Source organism: Beutenbergia cavernae DSM 12333, from assembly GCF_000023105.1.
In the GTDB taxonomy this organism is placed as follows: Bacteria; Actinomycetota; Actinomycetes; order Actinomycetales; family Beutenbergiaceae; genus Beutenbergia; species Beutenbergia cavernae.
Map to the genome: position 1 here is coordinate 225,708 of NC_012669.1, position 18,879 is coordinate 244,586.

Consider the following 18,879-nt stretch of genomic DNA (forward strand, 5'->3'; position numbering starts at 1 on the left):
CGCGGCTGGACGTCCGCAAGACGTACAAGCTGTACGTCGGCGGCAAGTTCCCGCGCAGCGAGAGCGGCCGCAGCTACGAGGTCACCGACTCCCGCGGGCGGTTCCTGGCGAACGCGGCGCTGGCGTCGCGCAAGGACGCGCGGGACGCCGTCGTCGCAGCCCGCAAAGCCGTTCCCGGGTGGTCCGCGGCGACGGCGTACAACCGTGGGCAGGTGCTGTACCGCGTCGCCGAGGTGCTCGAGGGCCGGCGCGCGCAGTTCGTGGACGAGGTGGCAGCCGGCGAGGCGCTGACGCGGGCTCGTGCGGAGCGCGTGGTCGGCGAGGCGATCGACCGGTGGGTCTGGTACGCCGGGTGGTCGGACAAGCTCGCGCAGGTCGTCGGCGGCACCAACCCGGTGGCCGGGCCGTACTTCGACTTCTCCGTGCCCGAGCCGACCGGCGTCGTCGCCGTCCTCGCGCCGCAGCGTTCCTCCCTCCTCGGGCTCGTGTCCGTGATCGCACCCGTGATCCTGAGCGGCAACACGTGCGTCGTCGTCGCGTCGTCCGCGCGCCCGCTCCCCGCCGTGACGCTCGGCGAGGTGCTCGCCACGTCCGACGTGCCGGGCGGCGTCGTCAACCTCCTCACCGGCCGCGTGGCCGAGGTGGCGCCGTGGCTCGCGTCGCACATGGACGTGAACGCCATCGACCTCACCGGGCTCGCGGGCGTGGCGGCCGACGAGGACGCCGCCCGCGCAGCCGGGTTCGGGAGCGTCGCCGACGCCTCGGCCGCCGCCGTCGAGCTCGAACGCGCGGCGGCGGAGAACCTCAAACGCGTGACCAGACCCCCCTCGACGGAGCCGGACTGGACCGGTGAGCCCGGTCTCGACCGGATGACGGCGGTCCTCGAGACGAAGACCGTCTGGCACCCGATCGGCATCTGAGCGCGGGGGCGAACCTGCCGCCTGCCCGACCTCGCGCCGGCGTGGTCATGCCCCGCGCGCGACGCCGTACAGCTGGCGGACCTCGGCCAGCTCGGCCTGGTACGCACTCGTCATCGGCACGACCTGCCCGTTCCACCTCCAGGTGACGAGCGCGTCGAGGTCGAAGGTGCGCGAGCAGCGTGCGCAGCTGCGCGGTCGGCTCGGCCGCTGGTGCCGGTGCACCTCGTGGCCGGCGGGGCAGGTGCCCACCCACGCAGCGGGCGGCCGCTTGTCGGTCCGGAGCGTGGTCTCGCCGCGTGCGCCGAGGGCGCGCGCCTTGGCCTTCCACACGTCGTCGTGATGATGACTCGGCCCGACGAGCGCGTGCGCGATCTCGTGCAGCACCGTCTCCGTGACCTCCGCCTCGTCGTGCAGCAGCGTCAGGGGTCGGCTCAGGCTGATCTCGTGGCGGTCGAAGCGGCACTGGCCGGCGCGCACCTTCGCGCGGTCGAACGTCAGCTTCCAGCGGCCGAGCCCGTGCTGGCGCATGAGTCCGAGTGCAAGGTGGCGGGCTGCGAAGAGCTCCATGGTCCCTCCTGGGTCGAAGTGTCGAACATGAGTTCGAGACTACGAGGGGGGTCCGACATCGGGACGGTGCGCACCTCGCCCACCAGTCCGGGACGCCACGCAGCCCATGTAAGCCCTCGGTAAGAGCACGCCGACAGGCTCCGGTGCATGCCCCGCACCCACCTCCCCAGCACCATGCCCAGGCGAGCCGCCGCCGTCGTCGCCGTCGCGGCCGCCGTGGTCCTCTCGACCGCCCCGTTCGCCACGCCGGCTCACGCCGACTCCTGGCGCGACGCGCAGTGGTACCTCGACGAGTTCGACATCGAGGCGATCCACGACGTCAGCACCGGCGAGGGCGTCACCATCGGGATCATCGACACCGGGACCGACGTCACGCACCCGGACCTCCAGGGCGCGCACGTCACCCCGGCGACGGGCTACGGCACGATCGCCGATCCCTTCTCCGACCCCGAGAACCACGGGACGTCGATGGCGGCGCTCATGGTCGGGCAGGGTCATGGTCCGGACGGCGCCGACGGCGTGCTCGGGCTCGCCCCGGACGCCGACCTCGTCGTCACGAGCCTGAACTGGGACTCCGAGACGAGGGCCGACGCCGAGCTGTGGCAGGCGCAGGCCGTCACCGAGCTCGTCGAGCTGGGCGTCGACGTCATCGCGACGTCGATCGGCGGAGGGTCGGGCGCCCAGGAGGAGATGCTCGCGGCGCTCGAGTCGGCCCGGGAGGCGGGCGTCCCCGTCGTCGTCGCCGCCGGGAACAGCGAGACGTACGTGCTGCCGGGCTGCACGCAGGATCCGTGCCCCTGGGCGGATGCCCCGACCGAGGACGTCACGAACCACGTCGACGGACTCCAGGCGCCGGCGTGGTACCCGAATGCCATCCCGGTCTTCGCCTACGCGCCCGACGGCTCGCGCTGGGAGAACTCGCCCGACGTCACCCCGAGCCTGCAGCTCGCGATCTCGGCCCCCGGGCACGACCTCGTCGCGACGAACGCCGGCGGCGGATACGCGATCCGCAGCGGCACGTCGGGCGCGGCGCCGCTCGTCGCTGCGACGTTCGCCCTCGTGAAGTCCGTGCATCCGGACGCGACGTGGGACCAGCTGGTCGGCCTCGTGTACGGCGCGGCGCACGACGCCGGCGAGCCGGGCTTCGACGAGGCCTACGGCTGGGGGCGCATCGATCCGCTCGCTGCCCTCAGCGCACCGCTTCCGGACCCCGTCACGACCCCGGCCGCGGACACGCCGCCGCCCGCCGTCGGAGCGGGAGAGGGCGCGGCGGACGACGACGGCGCGACGGTGCCGGGCGAGCCGCCCCTGTGGCTGCAGCACGCGATCAGCGCGGCGGTGCTCGCCGTCGTGGTCGGCGGGGTCATCGCGCTGGTGACGTGGCTGCGCCGACGCCGTCGGCGCGCTCGCATGTCTGCTGTAAGCGGCGCGTAACCGGCCTCCGCCACTGTGATCGAACGGCAGGAACGTCGACCGGCGCCGACAGCGTCGGCACGGAAGGCGTCCTGACCGGTGAACTCCCGGCGGTCGGCCGGGCGGCGTCCCGCAGGGGGAGGCGCCGCCCGCGAGGCTGCCGCCGGGGCACGCTCCGCGGGCGGGGCATGGCCCCCATCCCCGCCCCGCCCGCGGGACCCACCAGGAGAAGAGGTAGCGCACATGCGACACAACTCGAAGATCCTGCGCCGGATCCTTGCCGCGGCGACGCTGGCGACGGCGACGCTCGGACTGATGGCGGCGCCGTCGAGCGCGCAGGCGACCGGCGACGGCGTCACCCCGGCGGCCGGGCACATCTGCCGCCAGGAACCGTCGAACTGCTGGACCGACGTCGGCAGCCATCGCCAGGCGATCCCGAAGGACGCCGGCGGGACGAACGCCTTCACCTACTACGGCTACACCGGTCCGCGGGGGATGTACAGCGTCAGCGCGCACTTCCAGGCGTTCGACGAGCTCCTCCACATCAACGCGATCCCGTCCCGGGGGTCGGTCGCGCGCGTGAACGTGTGGATCGAGGGCCAGGGCTGGGTCTCGTACCGAGCCGACCCCGGCACGCGCCGTGAGGGCATCGAGCTCGGGTACGACGGCGACATCGCGGAGGGCTCGAGCGTGCGCATCCAGGTGTGTTGGGGGAACTCCGACGACTTCTGCACCGGCTACGCGCGGGCGACGGCGTAGGTCGCCGCGCGGCAGCCCGCGGACCCATCACTCACCACGAGAAGGAGCTCAGATGAGACGACAGTCGAAGATCCTGCGCCGCGCGCTCGCCGCCGCGACGCTGACGACGGCGGCGCTCGCCACGAGCGCGGCGGCGGCGGGCACCGGAACCACGGCGAGCGAGACGCCGGCCGGCGCCTCGTCCGCAGCGCCGATGGCGGGCGGCCACATCTGCCGCCAGGAGCCGAGCAACTGCTGGACCGACGTCGACGACGACCCGCCCATGCCCGGCGACTCAGGCGGCCGCGACGGGCACGCCCACTACCGCTACTCCGGCCCGAGGGGCGACTACGGCGTCTACACGAGCTTCGACGCGTTCGACGAGCACCTGTACATCAACGCCTGGTGGTCGCGCGGTTCCGTGGCCCGTGTGAACGTGTGGATCGAAGGGCAGGGCTGGGTGACGTACCGCGCCGCCGCCGGGACCAATCGGGAGGCGATCGAGATCGGGTACGGCGGCGACGTCGCCGAGGGGTCCGAGGTCTGGATCCAGACGTGCTGGGGCGAGTCGGACGCGTTCTGCACCGGGTACGCCAAGGCGCGCGCCTAGCCCGGCCGGCGCCGACGCCGGCCCCTCGTCTCGCCGAACCTCGTCCTTCCCGTCGAACCTCGTACCCCAGGGTGCGGACGGGAAGGACGAGGTTCGGCGCAACGTGCCACGCGCGGGGACCTAGAGGTCGCCGATCGCGCCGCCGACGACGACGGTCCCGATCACGATCAGCAGGACGCCCATGACGAGGGACGTGTTCGTCGTCAACCACCGGCGCAGCCGGTCGAGCGCGGGGGCGACCCGGTGCGGCGCCACCACCATCGCGACCAACGGCGCCAGGACGGACAAGGCCGAGATCACCACGAGCAGCGCGGCGATGCCGACTTCCTGGAGGCCGCTGACCGCTGAACCGCCGAGGGAGACGCCCGCCGCCAGGAGGAAGGCGAGCTCCTTGGGGTTGCTGATCGTGACGATCGCACCCAGGACCAGGCCGCGCGACGGCGGCGCCTCGGTGATCGAGGCGAGCCAGCGTGGCAGCTCCGGCTCGCCGTCGTCGGGTCGGGGCCGCCAGCGCGTCAGACCGAGCACCACGAGGGCAGCACCGATGACGAGACGCACGACGGCCGGCAGCGATGCGGCACCTGTGAGGTGCTCGACGGCGTCCGACGCCGCGACGACGATCCCGAGCAGCACCGCGAGCGCGATCACCCGGGACAGGGCGAACAACGTGCCGGCGGCGGTCCCCCGGGGCCCTGAGAGCAGCAGCAGCAGAGCGATGACAGGGAGAGGGCTCAGGGCGATCGCCACCGCCAGCGGCAGGGTCGCACCGAGCACCTCCGCGGCGGGGTGCATGGGGTCACCCTAGGTGCGCCTCGCCTGGGCGGCGCCGGCCCTCGTCTCGCCGAACCTCGTCCTTCCCGTCGAACCTCGTACCGCAGGGTGCGAGGCTCGACGGGAAGGACGAGGTTCGGCGCACTCGTGGGTGGGGCTGCGCGGGTCGGGGTTGGGGTTGGGGTGGGCGCGGGGATCGGTGCCGGGTCTGCAGCCCCGACACCGACAGCGCGATCGCCTACAGCTCGCGCTCGGCGTACGCCGTCAGCGCGTCGCGCACGAACTCCGCCCCGTGCGGGACGTCGTCGGCCGTGTAGTTCGCGCCGAACCGCGGGTCCGCCACGTACATCTCGGCGAGCCCGACGACGTACCCCTTGGCGTCACCGCCCGGCGTCGCCGTGGGCGTTCCGGGCGTGCCCGTCAGCCACTCCACGTGGCGCCGCGCGAGCGCCTGCGCCTCGGCCGAGTCCGGGGCGACGCCGGAGCGTGCCGCCGCGATCCAGTCGTGGGACAGAGCGTCGACGCGTGCCTTCCACTCGGCACGCTCGTCCGTGGAGAGCCCGCGCCACCAGCGGTCGCCGCTCGCGTACGCGTCGCGGCCCCACCGGCGCGTGACCTCCTCCTCGTACTGCGTGTGGTCGAAACCGTCGAAGACTTCCTGTGCCATGAGTCGTTCACCTCCTTCCCGCTTGTCGATGGTCGTGCGCACGGACGCGATGCGGCGATCCAGCGCCGACCGTTCCAGCTCGAGGAGCTCGAGGTGCGTGCGCAGCGCCTGCGTGGCGTCGCGTTCGCCGTCGAGCACCTCCCGGATCGCGGCCAGCGACAGCCCGAGCTCGCGCAGCAGCAGGATCCGCTGCAGGCGCACGAGCGCGTCGTCGTCGTAGTACCGGATGCCGCCCGGACCGGTGCCGCTCGGCGCGAGCAACCCGAGATCGCCGTAGTGCCGCAACGTGCGGCTCGTCGTCCCGGACCGTCTCGCGACCTCCTGGATCGACCAGTCCATGTCCCTCACCTCCGTGTCACGCACCAGCATGCACGTTGACGTTGCGTCAACCGCAACACCGGGCCGGACGACGTCGGGTCCCGACCGTGTGGTTCGTCCCCTGACCAGGCGTTGTCGGGGGAGCAACCACACGGTCGCGGGTGGGGGCCGGGCTCAACCACGCGGTCGGCGGGGGGCCGGGTTCTCTGGGTGGCGACCGTGTGGTTCGTCCCCGGAGCGGGCTAAGCGCCGGCGCCGGTCTCGAGGGCCGCCGGCCCGGGACCGGCCTCCCGGTGCCCCACGAGGAGGGTCGCTGGGTGCCCGTTGACCAGCAGGTCGAAGGACTTCTCGGGGACGAGCCCGTGGTCGATCCACTGTGCCCGCACGTCGCGCACGAGGCGCCGCGAGAGGAGCATCGCGAGGCGGCCCCGCGGCCGCAGGACGCGCCGCATACTGGTGAGCGTCGCGGCGAAGAACTCCTCGTCCGGGGCCGGGCCGCTCTCGAACTCGCCCCACGGCGGGTCGGTCACGACGACGTCGACCGAGCCGTCGGGGACCGAGGCGAGGACCCGGGCATCCTCGGGCAGCTGCACGACCCGCGCAGCGCGGGCGAGCTCCGGGAGTCGGCGCACCGTCCCGTCCGCGTACCCGACGTCGGAGCAGATCGCCTTTCGGAACGGCCTCCGCACCCGGGCGGCGACGAGCGCGCCGCTCCCGGCGAAGGGATCGAGGACGACGTCGTCCGCGCCGGCCGGACCGGCCGCGTTGACCACCAGCTCGGCGATCTCCGGGGCGAGGCTGCCCTTCGGGACCGCCGGCCTCGGCGGCCGGGCGATGCGCCGCGCGAACAGCACCTCGTCGAGGTCGCGCCTGGTGATCGTCCAGTACTCCTCGACCGCGCCGCCGCCCCGGGGCGTGAACCTGCCACCCGTGGCCCGAGCTACGGCTGTCTCCAGCCTGACCCGGCTCGCTGCCGGCACCGCGGCGAGCCGGCCGTCCTCGGAGAACGTCAGGCGGAACTGCCGCCCGGTCCGCCGCAGCCCCCAGGCGGGCACGGCCCGTGCGATCTTCTCGACCGCCTGCCGGAGGTCACCGCGGCGCGGGGTCGAGCCGAGCACGACGAACGCGTTCTTGAGATAGGACAGCTGAGCCACCGCCGACTCGGGCGCGCCGGTGCTGACGAGAGCCGCACTGTCGTCCGCGTACAGGACCTCGGCGCGCACGTCGGCGCGCAACGACTCGGCCACGAGCTCGCCCAGCCCGGCCGTGTGTGTCCCCAGCACCTTCACGAGAGCGGCCAGATCAGCGGGATGAGCAGCAGGGCGACGGCGAGCCACGCGACCATCGTGACGATCCCGAGCTTCCAGTAGTCGCCGAACCGGTAGCCACCGGGTGCCATGACGATCATGTTGGCGGGCGTGGCGATCGGCGTCAGGAACGACGACGCACCGGCCACCGCCACCAGCATGAGCACCGGGGCGGCGGCCACCTCGGTCTGCGCGGCCGCCGCGAGCGCGATCGGGGTCACGATCAGCACGGTCGCCGTGTTGCTCACGACCTGCCCGAGCAGAGCGGTGAGCGCGAACAGCGCGGCGAGCAGCAGCAGCGGGCTGCCGCCGCCGACCAGCCCGACGACGACGTCGGCCACCGCGTCCGCGAGCCCGCTGTCGGTGATCGCGACCGAGAGGGGGATGAGCCCGCCGAGCAGCACGAGGACCTGCCACGACACTGCCCGGTACGCCTGCTGCGGAGTGACGACCCGGAACGCGACCATCGCCGCCGCGCCGGCGAGCCCGGCGATCGCCGGCGACGTGACGCCAGACGCCAGGAGGGTGACGGTCGCCGCGATGACGGCGAGCGCGCGCCACGCCCGAGGGCCGAGGGGCACCGCCTGCCGGCGCACGAGGTCGGGGGAGTCGACGACGAGCAGGTCGTCGTCGTCCTCCAGCGCCCCGACGGCCTGCCAGGTGCCGTGCACGAGCATCGCGTCGCCCTCGGCGAGCCGGGTCGGCTGCGCGCCGCGATCGGTCCCGAGCCGCAGCACCCCGAGGATGGTGACGTCGCCGCGGACGGCGCCCGGGAACACGGTCCGGCCCACGAGCCGGGACCGGGGGCGCACCACGACCTCGGCGAGGCCGACGTCCTTCCCGAGCAGGGCTTCGCGGGTGCGCCGGGTCAACGGCGTCATGACGACGGCGAGCCGGAGGTCGCGGACGAGGTCGCGCACGCGATCGGAGTCGCCGGTGACGACGACGACGTCCCCCGGCTCGAGCTCGTGGTCCGGGTCGGCCAGGTCGCCGGTCCGCACCTGCACGCCGAGCACCGTGACGTCGTCCGGCGTCGCGACGTCGGCCACCCGGGATCCCGTGAGCGGTGAGCCCGTCGCGACGCGCAGCCGGTAGAACCCACGGTCGAGGCGGTAGTGCTCGACGAGCGTCGCCGTGTGCTTGCTGAAGTCGGCCTGGATCGAGTCGACGGCGCGGCGGGGCAGCAGCCGTGGCCCGAGCAGCGCGGCGACGACCAGCGTGACGACGATGAGCGGCCCGCCCATGAGCGCGAACTCGAAGAACCCGAACGGCTCGCCGGTCTCCTCGAGCAGCGCGTCGGAGACGATGACGTTGACCGTGGAGCCGCTCAGCGTGAGCAGCGCCCCGGCGCTCGCGGCGAACGCGACGGGAATGAGCAGCTGCGACGACGGCTCTTTCAGGCGACGGGCGGCGACGACGACGATCGGCACGATCGCAGCGGCTGCACCGTTCGGCGTGACGAGCGCAGCGAGCACGGCGGCCAGGAGCATGACGGCGCCGAGCAGCCGGGCGCGCGAGGACCCGAATCGGTCGACGAGGACCCGCCCCGCCCACGCCGTCACGCCGGAGGCCTCGAGACCCTCCGCCAGCACGAAGAGCGTCCCGACGAAGATGACCACGGGGTCGCCGAACCCGGCGAGCACGGTCTCGGGTCCGATGACGCCCGTGACCAGGAGCGCGAGCGACACTCCGACCGCGACGACGCCGACCGAGATGCGGTTCCACACGAACAGCGCGATGGCCGCCGCGAGGACGAGCAGCGTGATGACGAGGTCCGACACGTCAGCCTGTCCGTCGGGCGCGGGTCGCGGCCGTCACCGGAGCGCCGTCGGACACAGTCGTTCCCCTCTCGCCGGGGCGCGGGACCGTGCTGGGCGACGCCGCGCGGCCCCTAGCGTAGGGGGAGCCGGCGACGCGTGTCCCTCCCGCGCGGCCGGCGCGACTCGGTGCCGTCGTCGGCCGCGCGCGTGCCCGGCCGGCGTCAGACCCCTGCGGGGTGGCCCCACCACGACGGCCTGGCGACGTCGTCGTCGGACTGCGGAGCCGCTGCCTGGAACGGTGCGACGTCCTGGGCGCAGGTCGCCCCGTCCGTGGCCTCGAGGTCGACCAGGTACGCCGCGATCGCCGCCGTCGCGCAGGAGCTGAGGCCCAGGGTGGTGTGGCCGTACCCCTCGACCGTCAGCACGCTGGCGTCGTTCCAGCGGTCCGCGTACGGCTGCGTGAACGCGTACGGCGTCGCGGGGTCGTAGCGGGTGCCGATGACGAGCACCGGCGCGTCGGTGCCCTGGTCCCAGGGCCCGGTGTAGGCGTCGGCGTCGGTGAACGGCACGTGCTCGCACTGCAGCCCGACCCAGGAGCGGAACCGCCCGAAGTGCGGCGCCTCGGCGTCGGCGGCGTCGGCCTGGGCGGCGTAGTCCCACGGGTCGAGCGGGTGCTCGCCGTCGACGCACATGCTCGCGAGGGCGCCGCCGATCGACGGGTAGTCCTCGATGAGGCCGAGCTCGCGGAGCAGCTCGCCGATCGAGGGAGGTCCGTGTGCCGAGAGCGTCTGCGGCGCGGCCAGCGCGGCGAGGGCGGCGGCGAGGTCGGCCCACGCCACGGGCGAGTACAGCGAGCTGAAGGCGAGGGCCACGGCGTCGTCGTACCCGAACTCGACGACCGTGCCGTCGGGCATCGGGACCGGTACGGGTGACGCGTCCAGCTGCGCGAAGAGGTCCTCGACCACCTGCCGGGGGTCGCCGAGTGCGGCCAGCGCGCACCCCTCGGGGCCCGCCTCGGCGCACAGGCGCAGGAACTCGTCGAACGTCTCGCTCGCCGCGACGCCCTGCCCGGTGCGCAGCCCGATCGATCCCTCGCCGCCGGACCACGCCTCCGGGTCGAGCGTCCCGTCCAGCGCGAGCGCCCGCACCCGGTCCGGGAAGAGGGCGCCGTAGGTCGCCCCGAGCACGGTGCCGTAGGAGTAGCCGAGGTAGGAGAGCTGCTCGTCGCCGACGGCCTGCCGCAGCAGGTCCATGTCGCGGGCCACGTTCGCCGTCGACGCGTGCGCGATGCGGTCGCCGGACAGCAGCGCGCACGAGGCCGACAGCGTCGCGAACAGCGCCTGGAACCGCGCCTCCTCGCGGCGGTCGGTCGGGAACGCGTCGCCGTCGGCGAGGAACTCGGCCTCCGTCTCGGCGTCGGGGAAGCACGTCACCGGGTCGGAGAGTCCGACGCCACGCGGGTCGAAGGCCACGATGTCGAACCGTTCGCGCACCGACGGGTCGAGGAAGGCGTCGCCGATCTGGTGCAACGTCGCGACGCCCGGCCCGCCGGGGCCGCCGAAGTTGAGGAACAGGCTGCCGATGCGCTGCGCGGGGTCTGTGGCGGGGAGGCGCGTGAGCGCGATCGTCGTCGTGTCGCCCCGCGGACGGTCGTAGTCGATGGGGACCTCGGCGCTCGCGCACTCGAACGCCTCGAGGCCCTCGCCGCACGCCTCCCAGGAGAGGTCCGGGACCCGTGCCTCGACCTGTCGGGCGGGCTCGGCGCCGGCGTGGGGCGGATCAGCGTTCGCCGTGACGGGAGCGCCCACCACGAGCAGCGCGGCGGCTGCGACGGCGGCGGTCAGGCGGACAGGGCGTCGGTCGGGTCGCCGGGGCATGCGTTCTTTCCTAACACGCGCTGCGCGACGGCGCAGTCCCGGTCGCGCCGTTCGGGGTCAGCCCGCGGGAGCGTCGTGCGGCTCGCCCGGCTTCTTCCTGTCGTGGCCCTCGTGGCCCTCGTGGCCCTCGTGGTGGGAGTCGGGGTCGCGGAGCATGTGGGAGTCGATGAGCTCGTGCCGGCGCATGTACGTGTTCCCGATGGCTTGGATCGTGGCGGCGATGGGCAGCGCCAGGAATGCGCCGAGCGGCCCGAACACGGCCCCGAACGCGAGGACGGCGACGAAGGAGACCGCGGGGTTCATCTCGAGCGCACGGGCGGAGACCTTCGGCGAGAAGATGAGGTTCTCGACCTGCTGGTACCCGACGATGAACGCGGTGACGGCGAGGCCGTACCCGATGCCCTGGGCAGCGAGGGCGACGACGACGGGCAGCGCGCCGCCGATGTAGGTGCCGATCGTCGGCACGAACTGGGAGACGACGCCGGTGAACACGGCGAGCGGGAGCGCGTAGGGCGTCCCCATGATGAGCAGGAAGACGAACGTGAACGTCGTCGACAGCGCAGCGAGCACGATGCGCGTGTTGATGAAGTCCGACACCTTGACCTGCGTGATCTCCCACATCCGCAGGACTTCCTCCTGGCGGTTCGGCGTCAGCCACCGGCAGATCGACGCCCGGAACTTCGGGCCGGCCGCGAGGAGGTAGTACGCGACGAGCAGGATGACCGACGCCGCGAAGAGGCCGCCCACGATCCCGGCGCCGACGGCGAGCGCACCCGAGGCGACGTCGTCGCCCCACTGCTCGAGCGCCTGGCGGATGAGGTCGTCCGAGTCCGGCACGACGACGCCGAACTGGCCCTCGACCCACTCCTGGATCGTGGCGTACACGTCCGGCAGGTTGCTGACCAGCTGGATCAGCTGTTGCACGAACAGGTTCCCGAACAGGGCGAGCACGACGGCGATGACGATGATCGACCCGAGGAGCGCCACGCCCGCCGCCGCTCCGCGGCGCCATCCGTGGCGCACCAGCCACACGACGGCGGGCTCGAGCGCGAGCGCTACGAAGAACGCGATGACGAGGTTGACGCCGAGCCCCTGCAGGGAGCCCAGGGCGTACCAGGACAGGATCCCGACGAAGACGGCCACGACACCCATCGCCAGCGCGCGGGGCAGCCACCGCGGAGGGCGTCGGCTCGTCGGGGCGCCACGGGGTTCCGCACGAAGCGTGAGGGGAGATCCGCCGGGGCCCGCGGGTGGCGTCGTCATGACGCGAACGTAGACCACGTGCCCCGTCGCGTCCCCGCTCCGCTCCGGGAAAGTCGTTGCGTGCCATCGCGCGGTGCACGAGGCTGTGCCGGATGTCGTTCCGCTGAGGTCGTCCAGTCCCCGCCGTCCGCCCCGCCGCCGAGGCCGGGCGCGATCCGGCGTCCCCACCCAGCGAAGGACACCCATGACCCCCACCACTCGTACCACCTCGGCGAGCGACGTCGTCGTCCGCCCCTACACCGATGACGACGGCGAGAGCTGGATGCGGTGCCGGCTGCTCGCCTTCGCGCACACGCAGTACTACGACGACGTCCGCATCTCGCCTGCTCTCGACGGACCGGCTCTGCGGATCGTGGCCGAGGTGCGGGGCGACGTCGTCGGCCTTCTCGACATCGAGATCGACGCCGAGGAGCACGCGGCGACCATCGACTCCGTCGCCGTGCTGCCCGACCACGCGGGGCGCGGGATCGCGTCGCGGATGCTCGACGCGGCGCTGCCGCTGCTCGGCGACGGGATCGCGACGCTGGACGCGTGGACCCGTGAGGACGCCGCGGCGAACGCCTGGTACGGCGCTCGCGGGTTCACGGAGCGGTTCCGCTACCTGCACGTCTACAAGGGCTGGGACGACCCGGCCGACGGCTTCACGACGCCGGACGGGCTGAGCCGGCCGGTGACGGCGTTCCTGCACGCCGACATCGAGCGCGAGGCCGAGCTGCGTGAGCGGTTCTCCCGGGTGTACGTGTGCCGGCAGTACGTGCGGGCACTGTCCGCCCCTCGGGCGAGGGCGTGACGCGTCGCGCTACGCGCGGCCGACGTGCGCCACGGCGTCCGCGAGGTGCCGGTTCGGGTGGACGAGCATCTCGTGCCCGAGCTCGACGAGCCCGTGCGCGAACTCCTCGAGCGACGCGGCGTCGACCCGGCCGGCCTCCTGGTCCCGCTCCCAGCTCGCGAGCGCGGCGATCACGAACCGCACCATGAGCGCGACCTGCAGGCCGGCGGCCGGTTCGGCACCGTCGGCGACGTGCTTGCGCATGCGATGGAACAGGTCGCTCAGCGTGCGCAGCGGCACCTCCGTCTCGACGCGCTGCGCGAGATCGGCGTCGAACGTGTCGAGGAACGCGAGCGGCATCGCGGCGAGCGTGACCTCGTTGAAGCGCGCCCAGTAGCTGGGGAGCCCGGCGCCGATCTCTCGCGCCATCGGCAGGACGTGGGCCTCGACCAGCGCGTGGAGGTCGGCGTCGCGGCCGTCGGCGGCGAGCTCGTCCATCATCGCGGACCGGTCGGCGTTGACGCGCTGGGTTCTCCGGGTCCACACGGCGTCCAGGAGACCGGCGCGCGAGCCGAAGTGGTACGTCACGGCGGAGTTGTTGCGCTGGCCGGCGGCCCGGGTGATCTGTCTGACCGGCACCTCGGGGCCACGGGTGGCGACGAGGCGCTCGGCGGCGTCGACGAGCCGCTCGCGAGCGCGGCGGCCGGCCTCGTTGCGCGTGGGCTGATCGGACACCCTCGCATCTTAGGAAGCGCGGGCGGCGATGTACCCATAGTCTCCTAGATGTCTTAGTCGGAGCAGCCTCGAACGCACCCGCAGGGGGCGGCATCGGAGGGGGCAGGCGAGCATGACCGAGATCTCCCAGCGGAAGGTCAACGCCCTGCGCGTCGGGGCCACCGCGCGGGAACGCGTCGGCGGGCGTTCGCGCAGGCATGCCGGTGATCGCCCGCCGACGACTCCCGAGCAGCGGGCGTGGCTCGCGATGTGCGGGATCGCGGCGGTCTTCGGCGCGACGGTCCTCGCCTGGTCGGCAGTCCTCGCGCTGCCGGCCGGCTGGGTCGGGACCGGACTCGGGCTCCTGCTGATCGCCGTCGTGGCTGCGGCGGCGATCGGCGTCGTGGCGCGCGCGCGTCGGCCGGGTCGGACACCCGCCCGCCGAGCCCGCGTCGCCGAGCGTCCCGGGCGAAAGTCCGCCAGAGTTGCCGCAACCGTGGCCGTCGCCTCGTCCCACTCGTCCTCCAGGGGAGCTCGTGAGTACCTCGACCGACGCGCCTGAGCAGCGCGCGCCCGACCTGCCCGCGCGCCTGCCCTCGGGGCCCCCCGACACCGGTCGACGCCGCAGGATGCGTATCGAGATCCAGTCGAAGCTCCTCGTCATGCTGCTGGCGATGGCGCTCGTGACGGCGCTCGTCGTCGGCTGGATCGGCTACCGGTCCGGCACGCAGGCCCTGGAGCAGGCCGCGTACCAGCAGGTCACGCAGGTGCGCGAGAGCCGCGCCCGTGAGGTGGCGTCGTACTTCACGGGGCTCGAGCGCGCGGTCGTGCTCAACTCGCGCACCGCGGAGAACTCCATGCAGGCGTTCGAGGCCGGCTGGCGTGACCTCGCCGGAGCGCAGGTCTCGGCCGATCAACGTGCGCAGGTCGAGGCCGTGTACTCCGACGTGCTTCTGCCGCAGCTTGCGGAGAACGCCGGCCAGGAGTTCACCGTCGAGTCGTTTCTGCCGACCTCGGACGCGGCGTGGTACCTCCAGGCCCACTACACGGACCCGGCCCTGGACTACGACGCGACCCTCGCCGTCGACGACGCCGGGGACGGCAGCGTCTGGTCCGCAGCACACGCCAGGTATCACGACACGCTCCGCGAGATCGTCACGCAGAACGAGTTCGAGGACCTGCTGCTGATCGACCCGGACGGCAACGTCGTGTACTCGGCGTACAAGGGTGTGGACCTCGGCACGAACGTGCTGAGTGGTCCGTACGCCGGTGGTTCGCTGGAGGACACCTTCCGCGAGACCGTCACGTCGAACGGCCAGGACTACGTGGGCCTGGCGGACTTCGAGCCGTATCAGCCGCTGGCGGACTCACCCACCCAGTTCGTCATGTCGCCCATCCAGGACGACGGCCTCACCGTCGGGGTCCTGGCGATCCAGGCGTCGACCGACCGCCTCAACGAGGTCCTCACCAGCGGGGGGCAGTGGCAGCAGGCGGGGTTCGGCGAGACTGGCGAGACCTACCTGGTCGGGCCGGACGGGACCCTGCGCTCCACATCCCGGCTGCTCGTGGAGAACCCGGAGGAGTACGTGGACCGGGTCGTGGCGGCGGGCACCCCGCGGGACGTGGCGGAGACCGTCGTGCGTCTCGGCAACCCGATCCTGCGGCAGTCGGTGCAGTCGCCGGCCATCGAGCGGGCGCTCGACGGCGAGACCGGCATCGTGCGGACCACCGGCTACCGCGACACGGACGTGATCGTCGCGTACACGCCGGTCGACGCCCCGGGTCTCAACTGGGTCATCGCCGCCGCCGTCGATCCCTCCGAGGTGTTCGCCCCGGTGCAGGACTTCCAGCGCCAGCTCGTGCTCTCGATCGCGGGCATGCTGCTGCTCGCGGCCGTCGCGTCGCTGCTGCTCGCGCAGGTCTTCGTGCGTCCGATCCGATCGCTCGTCAGCGGCGTCCGAGCCGTGTCCGCCGGCGACCTCGACGCCCAGGTTCGCGTGCGGACGAACGACGAGGTCGGCGACCTCGCGGAGGCCTTCAACGAGATGGCCACGAGCCTGCGCACGAAGCAGGAGCTGCTCGAGGCGGAGCAGGCCGAGAAGGACCGGATCCTGCTCAGCCTCATGCCGCCCGCCGTCGCGGAGCAGGTCAAGGGCGGCGAGGAGACGATCGCCCAGGACTTCCAGGACGTCTCGGTCGTGTTCGCCGACCTCGTCGGGTTCGCCGGGTTCACGTCAGGGATGGACTCGCACGCGGCGCTCGAGCACCTCAACGAGCTCGTGCGGGCGTTCGACGAGGCCGCCGAACGGACCGGCGTCGAGAAGGTGCGCTCCCTGCGCAACGGGTTCCTGGCGAGCTGCGGCCTCGTCATCCCGCGCGTCGACCACGCGCGCCGCATCGTCCAGTTCACGTCGGAGCTGACGGAGGTCGTGGCGGCGTTCAACGCGCGGCACGGCTCGGACCTGTCGCTGCGGGCGGGGATCAACGTCGGCACCGTCACGAGCGGCATCGTCGGGCGGGCGAGCGTCGTCTACGACCTGTGGGGCGAGGCCGTGGACCTCGCGTACCGGGTGCACGCCGAGGAGCCGGAGCCCGGCATCTACGTCACCGACCGGATCTACGACGCCGTGCGCGACCAGTACGAGTTCACCGAGGCCGGCGTGGTGCGGAGCTCCGACGGGGAGCACCCCGTCTGGCGGCTCGACGAGAGGCGGTGAGCGGCATGCTCGAGGAGGCGTGGTTCGCCTGGGCGGCAGCGGTCGTCGTCGGCGTCCCCCTGGCGCTGTTCCTGCTCACCCAGTGGCAGGACGTCCTGCGGCGGCGGGGGAGCGCGCTCCTGGCGCCGGTCAGCTTCCTGCGCAACGCCGTCGTCCCCGCGTTCGGCATCTTCGTGCTCGTCCGGTTCGCCGCGGAGTTCCCGCCGACGAACGTGTGGGTGCGCGTGCTGGCGACCGTCGCCGGCGTCGCCCTGCTGGTGTTCGCGCTGTCCGCGCTCAACGCGATGATGTTCGCGCAGGCCAGGGAGGGCTCCTGGCGCGCCCGCATCCCGTCGATCTTCGTGGAGATCGCGCGGCTCGTCCTCGTGGTGCTGGGGATGGCGGTGATCCTCTCCTGGGTGTGGGGGGCCGACGTCGGAGGCATGTTCGCGGCCCTGGGCGTCACCGGCATCGTGCTCGGCTTCGCCCTGCAGGGGGCGATCGGCTCCGTCGTGTCCGGCCTGCTGCTGCTGTTCGAGCAGCCGTTCCAGATCGGCGACCGGTTGTCCGCCGCCGGCGCCGTCGGGCGCGTGGTCGAGGTCAACTGGCGGTCGGTGCACATCGAGACCGGCGAGGGCGTGCACATCATCCCGAACTCCTCGCTCGGGGGCTCGAGCTTCGTCAACCTCAGCGAGCCCGAGGGGCGTTTCGACGTCGCGATCGACGCGGTGTTCGCGGCCGACGACCCGCCGGCCACGGTCATCGGCGTGCTGCGGGACGTGGCGCGCGACCTGCCGACCCTACGGTCCGGCGCCCGGCCGTCCGTGGCGCTGACGGCGCCGCACACGTACACGACGACGCTCCCGCTGCACGGCCCGGCCGACGAGTCGTCGGCCACGTCCGTGTTCCGGCTCTGGCTCTGGTACGCCGCACGCCGCGCCGGGCTCTCGCTGGACGGCGGCTCCGCCGGACCCAGCGCGGGCGACGAGGCGTCGGCGGCGGCGATGGCCGAGGTGCAGGAGCTGTTCGGGCTGTCGGACGCCGTCGTCGACGGCGCCCGCGACAGCGCGGTGCTGCGGGTGTACGGCGACGGCGAGATCCTGCACCACGCCGGAGCCGTCGCGCGCGGCCTGCTGTTCGTGCTGGCGGGGCGGGTGCAGCTCTCGGTGAGCCTCGGCGGTGAGGCGCGAGCGGTCGAGGCGCCGATCGAGCGGGGCGGGTACACGGGAGAGGCGTGCCTGGCGCGCGAGCCGCACGGGTTCACGGCGCACGCGCTCGGCGAGACGCGCGTGCTGTTCGTGCCCGCCGAGGTCACGCGGGCCGCGGCGCTGGCGGAGCCCCAGCTCGCCCAGCGGATCGGGGCGGTGGCCGACGCGCGCCGGCGCCTCGTCCGGGAGATCGCGCGGACGGGCGAGCGCGGCCTGCGCGAGCTCGACGTCCCGGCGTAGGTGCCGTGGGGACCTGCCCGGGGTCGTGACCGGTCCCGGCTGCGGCCAGCACGTCAGCCGTCGAGGCAGGCGAGCGACGCCTCGACGATCTGGCGCTGCGCCTCCTCGCGCGGGACGGCGGGCTCGCCGTCGCCCGCCTGCGGGCCGTAGTCGCCGAAGTACGCGTGGATCGCGCCGTCGATCGGCGTGAAGACAGTGGTGGGCGGCAGGAGCGGGGCGGAGTCGGCGACGTCCGCCGGCGTCGTCAGCCCGTCGTTCGTCCCGGTCACGGAGCAGGCTCGCAGCGCCGTCCCGGACAGGTCGGCCGCGGGGTAGCTCGCCCAGAGCAGGAGGCCGTCGACGGCGCCGTCCGGTGCCGCCTCGCGCTCCGCGAACCAGGACGCCGCCACCCCGCCGATCGAGTGCCCGCCCACGAACCACGTCTCCACCTCGGGGTGGCGGGAGATCGCCGCCCCGCTCTGCGTGGGGTTGGCGAGCGCGATGCCGTAGGGCGGCCGGAGGATGACGACGACGTACCCGGCCTCCGCGAGCGGGCGCAGCACGTGCGCGTACGCGCGGGGATCCACGCGCGCGCCCGGTGAGAACACGAGCCCGGTGGTCAGCGGCTCGGCCGGGACGAGGTCGATCGTCCCGATCTCGTCGACGACGGCGACCGACGCGTCGTCGGGGACGTCCAGCGCGGGCAGCGCGACGTCGTCGGCCGGGAACGGGCGCAGCCACGCCAGTGCCGCCGCCGACGCCAGCACGAGGACCGCGCCGACGGCGTGGCCGAGCGCGCGGAGCACGCGTCGTCCGCCACCTGCCGGCCGCTCGGCGGGTGCCTGCGCCCCCCGGATCGCCAGGACCGCGCCGAGCACGGCGGCCACGGCGAGCGTGATCGGGTACGCGGGGTGCCCGGCGCGCAGCACGTCCCAGCGGGTGAGCACCACCCACACGACGACCCCGAGCAGGACGAGCCCGGGGAGGGCGGCGAGGACACGGCGCACGGCGCCCATCCTGCCGCGCGGTCCAGGAGGTGGCCCGGTGCCGGGCCGCGCGGGA

General features: G+C 73.5%; 17 protein-coding genes. 8 read left to right on the top strand and 9 right to left on the bottom strand.

The window, feature by feature from the left end:
- The first annotated feature begins 5 nt into the window (after window positions 1-5).
- A complete protein-coding gene (locus tag BCAV_RS01055; RefSeq protein WP_043347874.1) occupies window positions 6-920 on the top strand; it encodes an aldehyde dehydrogenase family protein in 915 nt (304 codons plus the stop codon).
- Between the two features lie 45 nt (window positions 921-965).
- On the opposite strand, the gene BCAV_RS01060 is transcribed toward BCAV_RS01055, so the two are convergent.
- The gene (locus BCAV_RS01060) at window positions 966-1,487 is read right to left on the bottom strand and encodes a SprT-like domain-containing protein (protein WP_012725257.1); all 522 of its coding nucleotides are present in this window, start codon (window positions 1,485-1,487) and stop codon (window positions 966-968) included.
- A gap of 147 nt (window positions 1,488-1,634) precedes the next feature.
- Here BCAV_RS01060 and BCAV_RS01070 point away from each other — a divergent pair, with 147 nt between their 5' ends.
- From BCAV_RS01070 to BCAV_RS01080, 3 genes are all read left to right on the top strand, one after another.
- Window positions 1,635-2,921 (top strand): S8 family peptidase, encoded by a 1,287-nt coding sequence (locus tag BCAV_RS01070; protein WP_012725258.1) that lies wholly within the window; start codon window positions 1,635-1,637, stop codon window positions 2,919-2,921.
- 222 nt (window positions 2,922-3,143) lie between these two features.
- Window positions 3,144-3,659 carry a hypothetical protein gene (locus tag BCAV_RS01075; protein WP_012725259.1) on the top strand — a complete coding sequence of 172 codons (516 nt, stop codon included), beginning with the start codon at window positions 3,144-3,146 and terminating at the stop codon, window positions 3,657-3,659.
- Between the two features lie 52 nt (window positions 3,660-3,711).
- Entirely contained in the window at window positions 3,712-4,248 is a 537-nt protein-coding gene (locus tag BCAV_RS01080) for a hypothetical protein (RefSeq protein WP_012725260.1), read from the top strand.
- Between the two features lie 120 nt (window positions 4,249-4,368).
- Here the strand turns inward: BCAV_RS01080 and BCAV_RS01085 are convergent, their stop codons facing one another.
- From BCAV_RS01085 to BCAV_RS01110, 6 genes are all read right to left on the bottom strand, one after another.
- A complete protein-coding gene (locus tag BCAV_RS01085; RefSeq protein ID WP_012725261.1) occupies window positions 4,369-5,040 on the bottom strand; it encodes a GAP family protein in 672 nt (223 codons plus the stop codon).
- 217 nt (window positions 5,041-5,257) lie between these two features.
- Window positions 5,258-6,025: a MerR family transcriptional regulator gene (locus tag BCAV_RS01090; protein ID WP_012725262.1), complete on the bottom strand. Its 768-nt coding sequence runs from the start codon at window positions 6,023-6,025 to the stop codon at window positions 5,258-5,260.
- A 221-nt stretch (window positions 6,026-6,246) separates the two neighbouring features.
- Window positions 6,247-7,341 (bottom strand): TRM11 family SAM-dependent methyltransferase, encoded by a 1,095-nt coding sequence (locus BCAV_RS01095; protein ID WP_144016665.1) that lies wholly within the window; start codon window positions 7,339-7,341, stop codon window positions 6,247-6,249.
- Entirely contained in the window at window positions 7,290-9,092 is a 1,803-nt protein-coding gene (locus tag BCAV_RS01100; protein ID WP_012725264.1) for an SLC13 family permease, read from the bottom strand. Before BCAV_RS01100 ends, BCAV_RS01095 begins: the two co-directional genes overlap by 52 nt.
- A 200-nt stretch (window positions 9,093-9,292) precedes the next feature.
- Window positions 9,293-10,948, bottom strand: coding sequence for an alpha/beta hydrolase (locus tag BCAV_RS01105; protein ID WP_012725265.1), 1,656 nt, complete (start codon window positions 10,946-10,948; stop codon window positions 9,293-9,295).
- Window positions 10,949-11,005: 57 nt separating this feature from the next.
- Window positions 11,006-12,211 (bottom strand): AI-2E family transporter, encoded by a 1,206-nt coding sequence (locus BCAV_RS01110; RefSeq protein WP_144016666.1) that lies wholly within the window; start codon window positions 12,209-12,211, stop codon window positions 11,006-11,008.
- 184 nt (window positions 12,212-12,395) lie between these two features.
- Between BCAV_RS01110 and BCAV_RS01115 the strand changes: the two genes are divergently transcribed.
- On the top strand, window positions 12,396-13,001 hold the full coding sequence (locus BCAV_RS01115) for a GNAT family N-acetyltransferase (protein ID WP_012725267.1): 606 nt from the start codon (window positions 12,396-12,398) through the stop codon (window positions 12,999-13,001).
- A gap of 9 nt (window positions 13,002-13,010) precedes the next feature.
- Here the strand turns inward: BCAV_RS01115 and BCAV_RS01120 are convergent, their stop codons facing one another.
- Window positions 13,011-13,715: a TetR/AcrR family transcriptional regulator gene (locus tag BCAV_RS01120; protein ID WP_012725268.1), complete on the bottom strand. Its 705-nt coding sequence runs from the start codon at window positions 13,713-13,715 to the stop codon at window positions 13,011-13,013.
- A gap of 112 nt (window positions 13,716-13,827) precedes the next feature.
- On the opposite strand from BCAV_RS01120, the gene BCAV_RS01125 reads away from it, so the two are divergent.
- The 3 genes from BCAV_RS01125 (at window position 13,828) to BCAV_RS01135 (ending at window position 17,838) form a co-directional block, all read left to right on the top strand.
- Window positions 13,828-14,256 (top strand): hypothetical protein, encoded by a 429-nt coding sequence (locus BCAV_RS01125; protein WP_012725269.1) that lies wholly within the window; start codon window positions 13,828-13,830, stop codon window positions 14,254-14,256.
- Between the two features lie 67 nt (window positions 14,257-14,323).
- Entirely contained in the window at window positions 14,324-16,411 is a 2,088-nt protein-coding gene (locus tag BCAV_RS01130) for an adenylate/guanylate cyclase domain-containing protein (protein WP_012725270.1), read from the top strand.
- 5 nt (window positions 16,412-16,416) lie between these two features.
- On the top strand, window positions 16,417-17,838 hold the full coding sequence (locus tag BCAV_RS01135; protein WP_012725271.1) for a mechanosensitive ion channel family protein: 1,422 nt from the start codon (window positions 16,417-16,419) through the stop codon (window positions 17,836-17,838).
- Between the two features lie 53 nt (window positions 17,839-17,891).
- Here BCAV_RS01135 and BCAV_RS01140 read toward each other — a convergent pair whose 3' ends face one another.
- Window positions 17,892-18,824 (bottom strand): alpha/beta hydrolase, encoded by a 933-nt coding sequence (locus BCAV_RS01140; protein ID WP_012725272.1) that lies wholly within the window; start codon window positions 18,822-18,824, stop codon window positions 17,892-17,894.
- Window positions 18,825-18,879 lie beyond the last annotated feature (55 nt).